Genomic DNA, 13229 nt, shown 5'->3' on the forward strand with positions numbered 1-13229 from the left:
TATTGCGAGAACAAGGCAAGAACAAAGCAGCGATTGCCGCCCTGCTGGCGGTATGTGATAAGGGGCGACACCATGGCCACCGCGAGTCTTCTGGACGTGACCGACAAACGAGAATCCGAAAAGAAAAAAGCGCTGGATAGCGCTCTGGCCCAGATCGAACGACAGTTCGGCAAGGGCTCTATCATGAAACTGGGCGCCGACAGCCCAGTTGCCGAGATCGAGGCGACGTCGACCGGCTCCATCGGTCTCGACATCGCGCTTGGGATCGGCGGCATCCCCAAGGGGCGGATCATCGAAATCTATGGGCCCGAGAGCTCGGGCAAGACAACCCTGACCCTGCATTGCATCGCCGAGGAGCAGAAAAAGGGCGGTGTTTGTGCCTTCGTCGATGCGGAGCATGCGCTGGACCCGCAATACGCGCGTCGGCTTGGCGTTGACCTTGATGAACTGCTGATTTCGCAACCGGATACGGGCGAGCAAGCGCTTGAAATCACCGAAACCCTTGTGCGCTCCGGGGCTGTCAGCATGGTGGTTGTGGATTCCGTTGCCGCGCTGACCCCGAAATCCGAGCTCGAAGGCGATATGGGCGACGCCCAGGTCGGTGCCCAGGCGCGCCTCATGAGCCAGGCCATGCGCAAATTGACCGGCGCCATCTCGCGCTCCAATTGCACCGTGATCTTCATCAACCAGATCCGGATGAAGATCGGTGTGATGTTCGGCTCGCCGGAGACCACGACGGGGGGCAATGCGCTCAAGTTCTATTCCTCCGTACGGCTCGATATTCGCCGCATCGGGTCGATCAAGGACCGCGATGAGGTTGTGGGCAACACTACAAAGGTCAAGGTGGTCAAGAACAAGGTCGCGCCGCCCTTCAAGCAGGTGGAATTCGACATCATGTATGGCGAAGGCATCTCCAAGATGGGTGAGCTGATCGATCTCGGCGTGAAGGCCGGCGTGGTGCAGAAATCCGGGTCCTGGTTCTCCTATGGCGATGAGCGCATCGGTCAGGGACGGGAAAACGCCAAGCAGTTCCTGCGCGACAACCGCTCCATGGCGCTGTCGATCGAGGACAAGATCCGCGCAGCCCACGGGCTGGATTTCGAAATGCCCGCGGAAGAGACCGCCGTTCTGGACGAGTGATCTCGTCCACATCGCGCGAAACGAGGGCGGCCCGCAACGGCCGCCTTTTTTCTTGGGCGATCTGGCTTTTTTCTGATGGTGGACAGGCTTGGGTCGCAGCGCTACACCTGCGGGACCATTCCAATCCGGGACGCCCAGATGCCTAGCCTGAACGACATTCGCAGTACCTTTCTCAACTATTTCGGCGCGCAGGATCACGCGATCATCGACAGCTCACCTCTGGTGCCGCGCAATGATCCGACCCTGATGTTCACCAATGCGGGGATGGTTCAGTTCAAGAATGTGTTCACCGGGCTCGAGCAGCGGGATTACTCCCGCGCCACCACGAGCCAGAAATGTGTGCGCGCCGGGGGCAAGCACAATGATCTGGACAATGTGGGCTACACGGCGCGCCACCATACCTTCTTTGAAATGCTGGGAAATTTCAGCTTCGGGGACTACTTCAAATCGGATGCCATCCCCTTTGCCTGGGACCTGATCACCAAGGAATTCGGGATCGACAAGTCCCGGCTGCTGGTCACGGTCTACCATACCGATGACGAGGCTGCCGAGATCTGGAAAAAACATGCGGGTCTGAGCGATGACCGTATCATCCGCATTCCGACCAATGACAATTTCTGGATGATGGGGCCGACGGGGCCGTGCGGACCCTGCACCGAGATCTTCTACGACCATGGCGATCACATCTGGGGCGGGCCTCCGGGCAGCCCCGAGGAAGACGGCGACCGTTTCATCGAGATCTGGAACCTCGTCTTCATGCAGTTCGAACAGTTCGAGGATGGCTCTCGGCAGGACCTGCCGTCGCCCTCCATCGATACGGGCATGGGACTGGAACGGATCGCCGCGCTCTTGCAGGGCAGTCACGACAATTACGACACGGATCTCTTCAAGGCGCTGATCGAGGCGTCGGCCCATGCCACGGGCGTGGATCCCTATGGCGATCGCAATGTGCATCACCGGGTCATCGCGGATCACCTGCGCTCGACTTCGTTTCTGATCGCGGATGGGGTGATGCCGTCCAATGAAGGGCGCGGTTACGTCCTGCGCCGGATCATGCGGCGGGCCATGCGTCATGCGCATTTGCTCGGCGCACAGGATCCGGTGATGCACCGGCTGGTGCCCGCGCTTGTGGCCCAGATGGGGCAGGCCTTCCCCGAACTGGGCCGGGCGCAGGCCCTGATCGAAGAGACGCTGAACCTCGAGGAAACCCGTTTCCGTCAGACCCTGGATCGTGGCCTCCGCCTGCTGGATGATGCGGTCGAGGGGCTGGACGATGGCGCGGCCCTGCCGGGCGAGACGGCGTTCAAGCTCTATGACACCTATGGCTTCCCGCTGGACCTGACGCAGGATGCGCTGCGCGAGAAGGGCCGCGAGGTAGAGACTGACGGCTTCGATGCCGCCATGGCCGAGCAGAAGGCGAAGGCCCGCGCGGCATGGTCCGGCTCGGGCGAAACCGCCGATGAGAGCGTTTGGTTCGATCTGGCCGAGACCCATGGCAGCACCGAGTTCTTGGGCTATGACACCGAGATCGCCGAGGGGCAGGTCCTTGCCCTCGTGCAGGAGGGCGTGCCGGTCGAGACGATCGCGGCGGGCAGCACGGGCTGGGCCATCCTGAACCAGACCCCGTTCTACGCGGAATCCGGGGGGCAGGTCGGCGATAGCGGCAGTTACCTGAAGACCGACGGCGCGGGCGCGATCACGGACACGCAGAAAAAGAACGGTCTCTTCGTCCATAAGGTCACGCCCGAGAAGGTTGCCCTGTCCGTGGGCGACGTGCTGGAGATGCGGGTAGATCCCGCGCGGCGGAGCTCGATCCGCGCGAACCACTCGGCGACGCACTTGCTCCATGAGGCGCTCCGCCAGACGCTGGGCGATCACGTGGCCCAGCGTGGATCGCTGAACGCGGCCGACCGGCTGCGGTTCGATTTCAGCCATTCCAAGGCGCTCAGCACCGAAGAGCTGGCCAAGGTCGAAATGGATGTGAACGCCTATATCCGCCAGAACGCGCCGGTCGAGACCCGGATCATGACGCCGGATGATGCGCGCGGCCTCGGGGCGCAGGCGCTGTTTGGCGAGAAATACGGTGACGAGGTGCGCGTGGTGTCCATGGGACGGCAGGCAGGCTCCGGCAAGGGCGTGACCGGCGAGACCTATTCGCTGGAGCTTTGTGGCGGCACCCATGTGCGCCAGACCGGCGATATCGGTGTCTTCGTGGCGCTTGGCGATACGGCGTCCTCGTCCGGGGTGCGCCGGATCGAGGCACTGACCGGGGAAGAGGCCTTCGCCTATCTCAGCGCTCAGGATCGCCGGGTGGCCGAGACCGCGCTGGCGCTCAAGGCGCAGGCGGCGGAGGTGCCGGACCGTGTGCGCGCCTTGCTGGATGAACGCAAGGCTCTGCAGAACGAGGTGGCGCAACTGCGCCGCGATCTCGCTATGGCCGGGGGCGCGCAGGCGGATGCGCCGGCCAAGCCCAAGGAGATTGCCGGCGTGCCTTTCCTTGCGCAGGTGCTGCAGGGGGTGTCGGGCCGGGATCTGCCGCCGTTGATCGATGAACACAAGGCGCGGATTGGCTCTGGCGCGATCCTTCTGATCGCGGATGCGGATGGCAAGGCGGCCGTCGCGGCAGGTGTCACGCCCGATATGACCGACACGGTCTCGGCCGTGGACCTGGTCAAGGCGGCTGTGGCGGCCCTGGGCGGCAAGGGCGGTGGTGGCCGTCCGGACATGGCGCAGGGTGGCGGCAAGGACCCGAGCCAAGCCGATGCCGCCATCGCGGCGGTCGAAGCCCTGATTGGAGGAGAGTAAGATGGCCGCATTCTGGATTGCCCATGTGCATGTGACCGATCCTGACCGTTATGGCGAATATGCCAAGCGCGCAACGGTGGCGATTGCCGATCATGGCGGCGTGTTCCTCGCCCGCGGCGGGGGCTGCACCCAGCTGGAGGGGCCCGAGCGGGCCCGCAACGTGGTCGTGCGGTTCGAAAGCCGCGCGCGCGCGGTCGAATGCTACAACTCGCCCGCCTATCAAGAGGCGCTCAGCTATGCGCGGGGCGCCTCCCAACGGGAACTTGTGGTCGTCGACGCGCTGGACGACGTCTGAGCCGGGCTAGCGTGCGCGCGGCCGCGACGGGCGCGCGGGCAGGGGCTTGGGCTTGTGGATCGGCGGCCGTACTTGCGGCGGCTTGGCCACGGGCGGACGGTTGGGCCGGTCCGGGCGGTTGATGTCGACATCCACATCCACATCGCGGTCATGGTAATAGTGGTTCCAGTAGAACGGATCCGAGTAGCCATACCCGTAGCTGACGCCGACGGCGGTCTGACACCCGGCGAGGCCCCCGATCAGTCCGAGGCAAAGTGCGGTGCGCACAATAAAACGAGGCGTCATGATCCGGCCCTCACGCTGGCGAACACGCGGTTAATTTCGTCGATCAACGCAGGCGCGGCGGTGCTCTCGGCGACGGCGGCCGCAATGGCCACCCGCGCACCGGGTAGGTCGAGAACGGCGATGGTGAAGACGATGTCAGCGCCATCGCGCCGTCCGGTCCCCTTGATGACCCGCGCCGGCAGGCCGGCCACGCGCTCTTTCGAGATCGAAATGATCTCGGGATCCGACGACATGAACTTCTCGATCTCGTCCAGATAATCCAGCCCGCCTTCGAGCGTGCTGATCCCTGGTGGCGAGAAGAATCCCATCCACACATCCGGCTCAACCGTCGGGCGCAGGGTCACGATCTGTGGGACCGGCACGGCGGCTGCCTCATCGGGGGGAGAGATCTCGCGCGCGCCGCCGGTCTGGATCGACCAGAAGTCCGGAACGGCCACGGAAAACAGGGGGCGGTCTCCATCAGCATAGCTGATCCGGAGATCCGCGCTGGCCGGTGAGGCCAGGGCGAGGGCGGCGCAAAGCAGGGCGTGTTTCATCATGACCCGAGTGTCTGGGCAAAGGGCCCGGCAGGTCAAGCGCCGAAGCGCCGCCGTCAAGGGTTTGCGATCAATGCGTTGCCGTTTCGGAGAACAGGTTGATGATCAGGATCCCGGCCAGGATCAGGACCAGCCCGAGGACCGCTGGAAGGTCCAGCCTTTGTCCGAAGATGAGCCAGCCGATCCCAGCCATCATCATCAGGCCCATGCCCGACCAGAGCGCATAGACGATGCCCAGCGGCATCACCTTGAGGGTCAGCGATAGCAGGTAGAAGCTGATCCCGTAGCCGATCACCACCGTGATCGACGGGCCGATCCGGGTGAATTGCTGGCTGGCCTGCAGGGCGGAGGTTGCGACCACCTCGGCAAAGATGGCTCCGATGAGGGGGATGTAATGCATGACGGCTCCTGTGGCGCGTGGATCAGGTGGCGATGTAGCGTCGCTTGTTGTGATTGAACGCGATCACACCGTTGAGCACCAGCGCGCCGAGCAGGGAATAGGCCACGATGGACAGGGGAAAGAGCAGGGCGGCCACCGCAAAGAGCACCAGATCGAAGAGGATCTGCACATAGCCCGCCTTGAACCCGGTCTTGTCCTGCACGATCAGCGCGATCACCCCGAGCCCGCCGAGGCTGCCGCCATGGCGGAACACGGCCAGCAGGCCAAGCCCGGTGGCGGCGCCGAAGATCACCACGCCGAGGGCGGGGTTGAGGGTCTCGATCCGGAACCCCATGGGCATGAACTCGGTCGAAAGCGACAGCGCCGTGACACAACCGATGGACTTGAGGGTGAATTCCAGCCCGAGCTTGCGATAGGCGACCCAGTAGAACGGCAGGTTGACGACAAAGAACACCGCCCCGAAGGACAGGCCGGTGACATAGGACAGGATCAGCGCGAGCCCGGCGGTCTGGCCCGTCACCAAACCGAGATGGCTGAGAAAGGTCAGCCCCACCGCGCAGAGCAGCACGCCGAGCGAGAGCCCCTGGGCGTCATCCAGCGCTGTGTGTTTGAGGTCTTCGGGACGGGGAATGGGCAGCGGTGCGGGCATGGGTCTTGCTACCGCGCGGGCCGGGGGCCGGGCCAGTCTAAAACGCCGCCCCGGTCCGAGTTTTTCCGCGTGGCAGCGCCGGGTGCCTAACCGGCAAGCGCCGCGTTCAAACGTTCATCAAGCGTGTTGAGAAAGCCCATGGTGGTCAGCCATTTCTGGTCCGGTCCCACCAGCAGGGCGAGGTCCTTGGTCATGTGCCCCGCCTCGACGGTTTCGACGATCACCCGCTCCAGCGTTTCGGCGAAATTGGCGAGAGCGGTGTTGTCGTCGAGCTTGGCGCGGTGCTTGAGCCCCCCGGTCCAGGCATAGATCGAGGCGATGGAGTTGGTCGAGGTCTCCTTGCCCTCCTGATGCTGGCGGTAATGGCGGGTCACGGTGCCATGGGCGGCCTCGGCCTCCACGATCTTGCCATCGGGCGTCATCAGCTGCGAGGTCATCAGGCCGAGCGAGCCGAACCCCTGGGCCACGGTGTCGGATTGCACATCGCCATCATAGTTCTTGCAGGCCCAGACGAAGCCGCCATTCCACTTCATCGCGCAGGCCACCATGTCGTCGATGAGCCGGTGCTCGTACCAGATGCCCGCCTCTTTGAATGCCTCGGCGAACTCGTCCTCATAAACCTTCTGAAAGAGCTCGAGAAAGCGGCCATCATACTGTTTCAGAATGGTATTCTTGGTGGAAAGGTAAACCGGCCAGCCGAGTTTGAGCCCGTAATTCAGCGAGGCGCGGGCAAAATCGATGATCGACGCATCGAGGTTGTACATTCCCATGAACACGCCGGCGGAGGGAGCGTCGAACACCTCGCGCTCGTCCACCGTGCCGTCCTCTCCGACGAATTTCATGGTCAGCTTCCCCGGTCCGGGGAATTTCATATCCGTCGCCTTGTACTGGTCGCCAAAGGCGTGGCGGCCGATCACGATGGGCTGGGTCCAGCCGGGCACGAGCCGCGGCACGTTCCGGCAGATGATCGGCTGGCGAAAGACCACCCCGCCGAGGATATTGCGGATCGTCCCGTTGGGGCTGCGCCTCATCTTCTTGAGGCCGAACTCCTCCACCCGGGCCTCGTCGGGCGTGATCGTGGCGCATTTGACCGCGACGCCGACCTCCTTGGTCTTTTCGGCGGCGTCGATGGTGATCTGATCCTCGGTGCGGTCCCGCTCTTCGATGCCGAGATCGTAATAGAGCAGATCGATATCCAGATAGGGCAGGATCAGCTTGGTCTTGATGAAATCCCAGATGATCCGGGTCATCTCGTCTCCGTCCATTTCGACGATCGGGTTCTCGACTTTGATTTTGCTCATGGGGGCCTCGCATGATGGAAAGGGGCGTTGGCGTTGCGCAACTCATGGCATTGTATGCGAAAGTATACAATTCCGGATCCGCCCAGTGCGACACCCTGCAACAGGTCGCTGCACAGGTTGCCGACCTATGCGGCGCATGGGCCATTCCCTGAGCAGTCGAAGAAGGGGACGGGGTTAGTCGCCCGGCAGCTGGGACTCGAGGAACCGGCGCGCCCGGGCTTCCGCCTGCCGGACCCGGATATAGGTTTGATAGGCCTCTTCCATGGTCGAAGAGCTGGCGCCCAGCTGCTTGCCGACCTCGGTGATCAGCTGGTCATTGTCGAGCCGCGCCGCCGCCTCCAGCGCGTCGCGCGCGAGGGCATCCGCGAGGGTTTCGATGATTTGGCTCATGGGCGCAGGTCCTGCCGGGTCAAGATCGCCCCAGACTAGCGCCGAAGGGTTTGCAGAACCTTTCCCGCGCGCGAGATTGTCCGTCTGTTGCGCAAGACGCTGGAACCCACGCGCGACAGGGCCACGGTGGCCGCGACAAACGGCGCGAAGATCATCAGTCGTTGATGTAGGATGTTTGCGACACCCGCGTGTTTGGCGCGCGACCACCGGCCAGGCGGCGGTCGCTGGCCAGCTTAGCGGGTGGTTTCGGTCAAACGCCGCCGCACATAGCCATCGACCGAGTCGATCATGGTTTCCATATGCGGATCCTCAAAGAAGTGGCCCGCCTCCGGGACTTCCTCATGAGTGATGGTGATGCCCTTCTGCTCGTGCAGCTTGTTCACCAGCGAGACCGTATCCGCGGGCGCGGCCACGCGGTCGGCCGAGCCGTTGATGATCAGCCCAGAAGAGGGGCAGGGCGCGAGGAAGCTGAAATCATAGGTATTGGCCGGCGGGGCCACCGAGATAAAGCCGGTGATCTCGGGCCGCCGCATCAGAAGCTGCATCCCGATCCACGCGCCAAAGGAGAAGCCCGCCACCCAGCAATGCTTGGAATTGGGGTTCATCGATTGCAGGTAATCGAGAGCGCTGGCGGCATCGGACAGCTCGCCCACCCCCTGATCATACTCGCCTTGGCTGCGCCCGACGCCGCGGAAATTGAACCGCAGCACGGTGAAGCCCATGTTGTAGAACGCGTAATGCAGGTTGTAGACCACGCGATTATTCATCGTCCCGCCAAATTGCGGGTGCGGATGAAGCACGATGGCGATCGGAGCGTCTTTTTCTTTTTGCGGATGATATCGGCCTTCCAGTCGCCCTTCGGGTCCCGGAAAAATCACTTCGGGCATTCGTGCCTGTCCTCTCGCCGCCTCAGAGCCCGGGGCAGGTCGTCATGAACTTGACGACTTCGCTCGGGCATTCTAGAACCATTCTAAACCAAATGTGTGCACACTGGTTCTGTGCAATTAAGGAAAGCCGGCGCGCAGGTCAATGTGCCCGGTGCCATCAGGGGGCGCGAGATCCGTGAAACTGAGCACCAAGGGCCGTTATGCCATGGTCGCCATGGCCGATCTGGCCGAAGCGCCGGACAACAAGCTGGTGACGCTGTCCGAAATCTCGGAGCGGCAGAACATCTCGCTGACCTATCTCGAGCAGCTTTTTGTCAAGCTGCGCCGGGCCGAGCTTGTGACCTCGGTGCGCGGGCCGGGCGGTGGTTACCGGCTGGCGCGTTCGCCGGACTCGATCCGGGTGGCGGATGTGCTGCAGGCAGTCGATGAGACCGTGAGCGCGATGCACACTGGGGCCGGGGCCTCGGGCGCGAAATCGGGCTCGCGCGCGCAATCCATGACCAACCGGCTCTGGGAAGGGCTGAGTGCCCATGTCTATGTCTTTCTGCATCAGACGCGGCTGTCGGATGTGGTTGGAAACCAGCTGACCCCGTGCCCGGCGGTGCCGACGCTCTTCACCGTGGTGGATGACGGCGAGACCGTATCGTGAAGGATCTGCAGCGTGGCTGACCGGGTATATCTTGATCACAACGCGACCGCCCCCCTGCGTCCCGAGGCGCGGGCGGCGATGGGCGCGGCCATGGATCTTGTGGGGAACCCGTCTTCGGTCCATGCGGAGGGGCGGGCCGCCAAGGGGATGATGGAGCGCGCCCGGGCTGAGATCCTGACGGCGCTTGGCGCTGAGGATTGCGATCTGGTCTTTGTGTCGGGCGCGACCGAGGGCGCCGCACTGGCCTGCGCCCGTCAGGGCCTGCATTGCGCCCCGGTGGAGCATGACGCGATCACCGCCTGGTGCCAGAGCGATTTGCCGGTGGACACGCGCGGCGCGGTTCATGTGGCGGATCCCGGGCATACGGCGCTGCAATCGGCCAACTCTGAAACCGGGGTCCTGCAGGATCTGCCCGAGGGGCTAGCGCTGGTCGATCTGACCCAGAGCTTCGGCAAAATGCCCGTCGCATTTTCCTGGACGGGTGCCCGGGTCGGGCTCGTCTCGGGCCACAAGATCGGCGGTCCCAAGGGCATCGGCGCAATCGTGATGCGCCGCGGCACGGATCTGGCCGCGCAGATCAAGGGCGGAGGCCAGGAGATGGGCTGGCGGTCCGGGACGGAAAATCTCGTGGGGATCTCTGGGTTTGCCGCCGCCGCCACCGCCGCGCAACGGGATCTGGAGGCCGGGCGCTGGGAGCGGGTTGCAGAAATTAGAAATATTCTAGAAACAAGTCTTCACTCTGGCGCATCGGAGACTATTTTTGTCGGGAAAGGGACTGCGCGACTCGCCAACACCGTCTGCGCCGTCTCGCCCGGGTGGAAAGGCGAAACCCAGGTGATGCAGATGGATTTGGCCGGCTACGCGGTAAGCGCGGGATCGGCCTGCTCCAGCGGCAAGGTGAAGCCCAGCCGGGTTTTGCGCGCCATGGGGTTCGACGAGAACGATGCGGCCTGCGCTTTGCGCGTGTCCATCGGGCTCGAGACGACAGAAGAGGATGTGCTGCGCTTTTCCGAGGCGTGGCTGAAAGCAAGAAACCGGCATATGGCCCGCGCGGCATGACCGGTTCGACAGAAAACCGCCCCACGGGGCCGAAGAGGATGACCAGATGAACGCACTGACAGAAGTAGAAGTCCGTGAAGGCGTAGACCGGGAAACGGTCGAGGCAGTGCAGTCGGTCGGCGAACGCTACAAATACGGCTGGGAAACCGAGATCGAGATGGAGTACGCGCCGAAGGGCCTCAGCGAGGACATCGTGCGTCTCATCTCGGAAAAGAACGAAGAGCCGGAATGGATGACCGAGTGGCGTCTGGCCGCCTATGCGCGCTGGAAAGAGCTCAGCGAGCCGAAATGGGCGATGGTCGACTATCCGGAAATCGACTTCCAGGACCAGTATTACTATGCCCGTCCCAAGAGTATGGTCGAAAAGCCCAAATCCCTGGACGAGGTCGATCCCAAGCTGCTGGAGACCTATAACAAGCTCGGCATCCCGCTCAAGGAGCAGGCGCTGCTGGCTGGCGTCGAAGCCCCCGAAGAGGACCGCAAGGTCGCCGTGGATGCGGTCTTTGACAGCGTGTCCGTGGGCACGACCTTTCAGGAAGAGCTGAAGAAGGCAGGCGTGATTTTCTGCTCGATCTCGGAAGCGATCAAAGAGCATCCGGAGCTGGTGAAGAAGTATCTGGGCTCGGTCGTACCGGTCTCGGACAACTATTATGCGACGCTGAACTCCGCCGTCTTTTCGGATGGCTCCTTTGTCTACGTGCCGCCGGGCGTGAAATGCCCGATGGAGCTGAGCACCTATTTCCGCATCAACGCGGAAAACACCGGCCAGTTCGAGCGCACGCTGATCATCGCGGACAAGGGCTCGTATGTGTCTTATCTCGAGGGTTGCACCGCGCCCCAGCGCGACATCGCCCAGCTGCACGCGGCTGTGGTCGAGATCGTCCTGCTCGATGATGCCGAGGTGAAGTATTCGACGGTCCAGAACTGGTATCCGGGCGACGAAGACGGCAAGGGCGGCATCTATAACTTCGTGACCAAGCGCGCCGATTGCCGGGGTGACCGCTCCAAGGTGATGTGGACCCAGGTCGAGACCGGCTCTGCCGTGACCTGGAAATACCCGTCCTGCATCCTGCGCGGCGATGACACGCAAGGCGAGTTCTATTCGATCGCCATCGCCAACAACATGCAGCAGGCCGATACCGGCACCAAGATGGTCCATCTGGGAAAGAACACCAAGTCGCGCATCGTCTCCAAGGGGATCAGCGCGGGCAAGGCCCAGAACACCTATCGCGGGCTGGTGTCCATGCACCCGAAGGCCAAGAATGGCCGGAACTACACCCAATGCGACAGCCTTCTGATCGGCGATAAATGCGGGGCCCACACGGTCCCCTATATCGAGGTGAAGAACAATTCGAGCCGGGTGGAGCATGAGGCCACCACGTCGAAAGTGGATGACGATCAGCTCTTCTACTGCCGCCAGCGCGGCATGGACGAGGAAGAGGCCGTCGCCCTCGTGGTCAACGGGTTCTGCAAGGACGTGCTGCAGGCGCTGCCCATGGAGTTCGCCATGGAAGCCCAGCAGCTGGTGGCGATCTCGCTCGAAGGGTCGGTGGGCTAAGCCCTGCCGCACGACCGGACAGATCCGATGACAGAGCATCCTGACAAGCGACCCGGTTCCGGGTCGTCCCGCCCCAAATGGTTCGCGCCGGGTGTCTTCGCGGTGGCGTTCATCCTGTCCTATCTGGGCTCCGAGGGCTACGGGCCTCTGGGCGCGGTTCTGGGACTGGCTGCGGGGCTCGGGATCGGTTGGGCGGCGGGGAAATACGTCTTTCCCGTGGCGCCAAAATCCGAGGATCCGGACCTATGAAGCCGATGCTGCTGACGGCCTCCGTGGCGGGGGTGTTTTGCGCGCTCTTTGCGCTGACCGTGGATGCTGTGACGGATGCGCTGAGCATGGCGGAGGCGCTAGCCTTGGCGGGACTGTCGGGGTTTCTGGGCAGTCTGGTCGGGCAGTATGTCTGCCGGAGGAATGAGAAATGAACTGGAAATGGCTTCTGAGCGCCGGGCACCCGCGCGGGCCCTGGGCGATCATGACGGCGTTGATGACCTTTGGCCTGATGGTTGTGACCGCCCCCTTCTGGCAAGCGGGCGGCCCCCTCGTGGCCGCGGTGGCGGCGGCCTTTGCCGTTGCCCTGTCATCGGTGCTGTCGAAGCTGGTGCTTGAGATGCGGAAATAAGCGCGCGGGCTCGCGCGCAAGACTTGGCTTTCGGACCTGCCCCGGACCGAAGCCGTTCACAGGTGCCTCGGCACCACAACATCCGGCGATCAGGGACGGCGCCGATCAACACGAGAGGGAGTATCCCCATGAGCTGGCTTTATCGGGGTGGTTATATCGCAGGTTTGGTCCTGCTTTTCATTTTGTGCTTTTTCGCACCACAGGTCTTCGGCATGTCCGCCGAGAACTTCGGACCGCTGAAGAAGTTCATCTGGTCTGGCGGCCTGATCGGCATCGTCTGGTTCGGCCATGAGATGCATTACGCGAACAGGAAAGACAGCACCGCATGATTGTGACCACCACGAACTCGGTCGAAGGACATCGGATAACGGCGTATCACGGGGTCGTGGTGGGCGAAGCAATCATGGGTGCAAATGTGGTGCGGGATTTCTTTGCCGGCATCACCGATATCGTCGGCGGGCGTTCTGGGGCCTATGAGGCCAAATTGCAGGACGCCCGTGACGTGGCGATGCGCGAGCTGGAAGAGCGCGCGCGCCGTGCAGGCGGCAATGCCGTCGTCGGTGTCGATCTGGATTACGAAGTTGTCGGTGACAGCATGCTGATGGTCTCAGCATCGGGCACCGCTGTGACACTGGGATAAGGTGGGATAGAGAAAA

18 protein-coding genes are annotated in these 13229 nt (G+C 63.0%); 11 read left to right on the plus strand and 7 right to left on the minus strand.

Annotation, left to right across the window (positions count from 1 at the left end; translation table 11 throughout):
* The first annotated feature begins 72 nt into the window (after positions 1-72).
* The 3 genes from recA (at position 73) to ACP15I_RS07625 (ending at position 4240) form a co-directional block, all read left to right on the plus strand.
* Entirely contained in the window at positions 73-1140 is a 1068-nt protein-coding gene (gene recA / locus ACP15I_RS07615; RefSeq protein WP_424967690.1) for a recombinase RecA, read from the plus strand.
* A 138-nt stretch (positions 1141-1278) separates the two neighbouring features.
* Entirely contained in the window at positions 1279-3945 is a 2667-nt protein-coding gene (alaS, locus tag ACP15I_RS07620; RefSeq protein ID WP_424974589.1) for an alanine--tRNA ligase, read from the plus strand.
* A gap of 1 nt (position 3946) precedes the next feature.
* Positions 3947-4240, plus strand: a complete 294-nt coding sequence (locus ACP15I_RS07625) for a DUF1330 domain-containing protein (protein ID WP_424967692.1) — start codon at positions 3947-3949, stop codon at positions 4238-4240.
* A 6-nt stretch (positions 4241-4246) separates the two neighbouring features.
* Here ACP15I_RS07625 and ACP15I_RS07630 read toward each other — a convergent pair whose 3' ends face one another.
* The 7 genes from ACP15I_RS07630 to ACP15I_RS07660 form a co-directional block, all read right to left on the minus strand.
* Positions 4247-4525, minus strand: a complete 279-nt coding sequence (locus ACP15I_RS07630) for a hypothetical protein (protein ID WP_424967693.1) — start codon at positions 4523-4525, stop codon at positions 4247-4249.
* Positions 4522-5064, minus strand: coding sequence for a hypothetical protein (locus tag ACP15I_RS07635; RefSeq protein ID WP_424967694.1), 543 nt, complete (start codon positions 5062-5064; stop codon positions 4522-4524). The genes ACP15I_RS07630 and ACP15I_RS07635 overlap by 4 nt, the downstream gene beginning before the upstream one ends.
* 67 nt (positions 5065-5131) lie before the next feature.
* The gene (locus ACP15I_RS07640; RefSeq protein ID WP_424974590.1) at positions 5132-5461 is read right to left on the minus strand and encodes a DMT family transporter; all 330 of its coding nucleotides are present in this window, start codon (positions 5459-5461) and stop codon (positions 5132-5134) included.
* 22 nt (positions 5462-5483) lie between these two features.
* Positions 5484-6110, minus strand: coding sequence for a YitT family protein (locus ACP15I_RS07645; protein WP_424967696.1), 627 nt, complete (start codon positions 6108-6110; stop codon positions 5484-5486).
* A gap of 86 nt (positions 6111-6196) precedes the next feature.
* The gene (locus ACP15I_RS07650; protein WP_424974591.1) at positions 6197-7411 is read right to left on the minus strand and encodes an NADP-dependent isocitrate dehydrogenase; all 1215 of its coding nucleotides are present in this window, start codon (positions 7409-7411) and stop codon (positions 6197-6199) included.
* A gap of 174 nt (positions 7412-7585) precedes the next feature.
* Entirely contained in the window at positions 7586-7801 is a 216-nt protein-coding gene (locus tag ACP15I_RS07655; protein WP_424967698.1) for a hypothetical protein, read from the minus strand.
* A 233-nt stretch (positions 7802-8034) separates the two neighbouring features.
* Positions 8035-8688, minus strand: coding sequence for an alpha/beta hydrolase (locus ACP15I_RS07660; RefSeq protein ID WP_424967699.1), 654 nt, complete (start codon positions 8686-8688; stop codon positions 8035-8037).
* Between the two features lie 175 nt (positions 8689-8863).
* Here ACP15I_RS07660 and ACP15I_RS07665 point away from each other — a divergent pair, with 175 nt between their 5' ends.
* The 8 genes from ACP15I_RS07665 to ACP15I_RS07700 all read left to right on the plus strand — a co-directional run bounded on the left by ACP15I_RS07665 (position 8864) and on the right by ACP15I_RS07700 (position 13213).
* Entirely contained in the window at positions 8864-9337 is a 474-nt protein-coding gene (locus ACP15I_RS07665; RefSeq protein ID WP_424967700.1) for an Rrf2 family transcriptional regulator, read from the plus strand.
* Between the two features lie 12 nt (positions 9338-9349).
* Entirely contained in the window at positions 9350-10396 is a 1047-nt protein-coding gene (locus ACP15I_RS07670) for a cysteine desulfurase family protein (protein ID WP_424974592.1), read from the plus strand.
* A 46-nt stretch (positions 10397-10442) separates the two neighbouring features.
* A complete protein-coding gene (sufB, locus tag ACP15I_RS07675) occupies positions 10443-11954 on the plus strand; it encodes a Fe-S cluster assembly protein SufB (RefSeq protein WP_424974593.1) in 1512 nt (503 codons plus the stop codon).
* A gap of 27 nt (positions 11955-11981) precedes the next feature.
* Entirely contained in the window at positions 11982-12203 is a 222-nt protein-coding gene (locus tag ACP15I_RS07680; protein ID WP_424974594.1) for a hypothetical protein, read from the plus strand.
* The gene (locus tag ACP15I_RS07685) at positions 12200-12376 is read left to right on the plus strand and encodes a hypothetical protein (RefSeq protein WP_424974595.1); all 177 of its coding nucleotides are present in this window, start codon (positions 12200-12202) and stop codon (positions 12374-12376) included. The genes ACP15I_RS07680 and ACP15I_RS07685 overlap by 4 nt, the downstream gene beginning before the upstream one ends.
* The gene (locus ACP15I_RS07690) at positions 12373-12573 is read left to right on the plus strand and encodes a hypothetical protein (RefSeq protein WP_424974596.1); all 201 of its coding nucleotides are present in this window, start codon (positions 12373-12375) and stop codon (positions 12571-12573) included. Before ACP15I_RS07685 ends, ACP15I_RS07690 begins: the two co-directional genes overlap by 4 nt.
* A gap of 128 nt (positions 12574-12701) precedes the next feature.
* Positions 12702-12902, plus strand: a complete 201-nt coding sequence (locus ACP15I_RS07695; RefSeq protein WP_424967706.1) for a hypothetical protein — start codon at positions 12702-12704, stop codon at positions 12900-12902.
* Entirely contained in the window at positions 12899-13213 is a 315-nt protein-coding gene (locus tag ACP15I_RS07700) for a heavy metal-binding domain-containing protein (RefSeq protein ID WP_424974597.1), read from the plus strand. The genes ACP15I_RS07695 and ACP15I_RS07700 overlap by 4 nt, the downstream gene beginning before the upstream one ends.
* Positions 13214-13229: the final 16 nt, after the last annotated feature.

Origin of the sequence: Dinoroseobacter sp. S124A, from assembly GCF_049801015.1 — a bacterium.
Lineage (GTDB): Bacteria > Pseudomonadota > Alphaproteobacteria > Rhodobacterales > Rhodobacteraceae > Dinoroseobacter.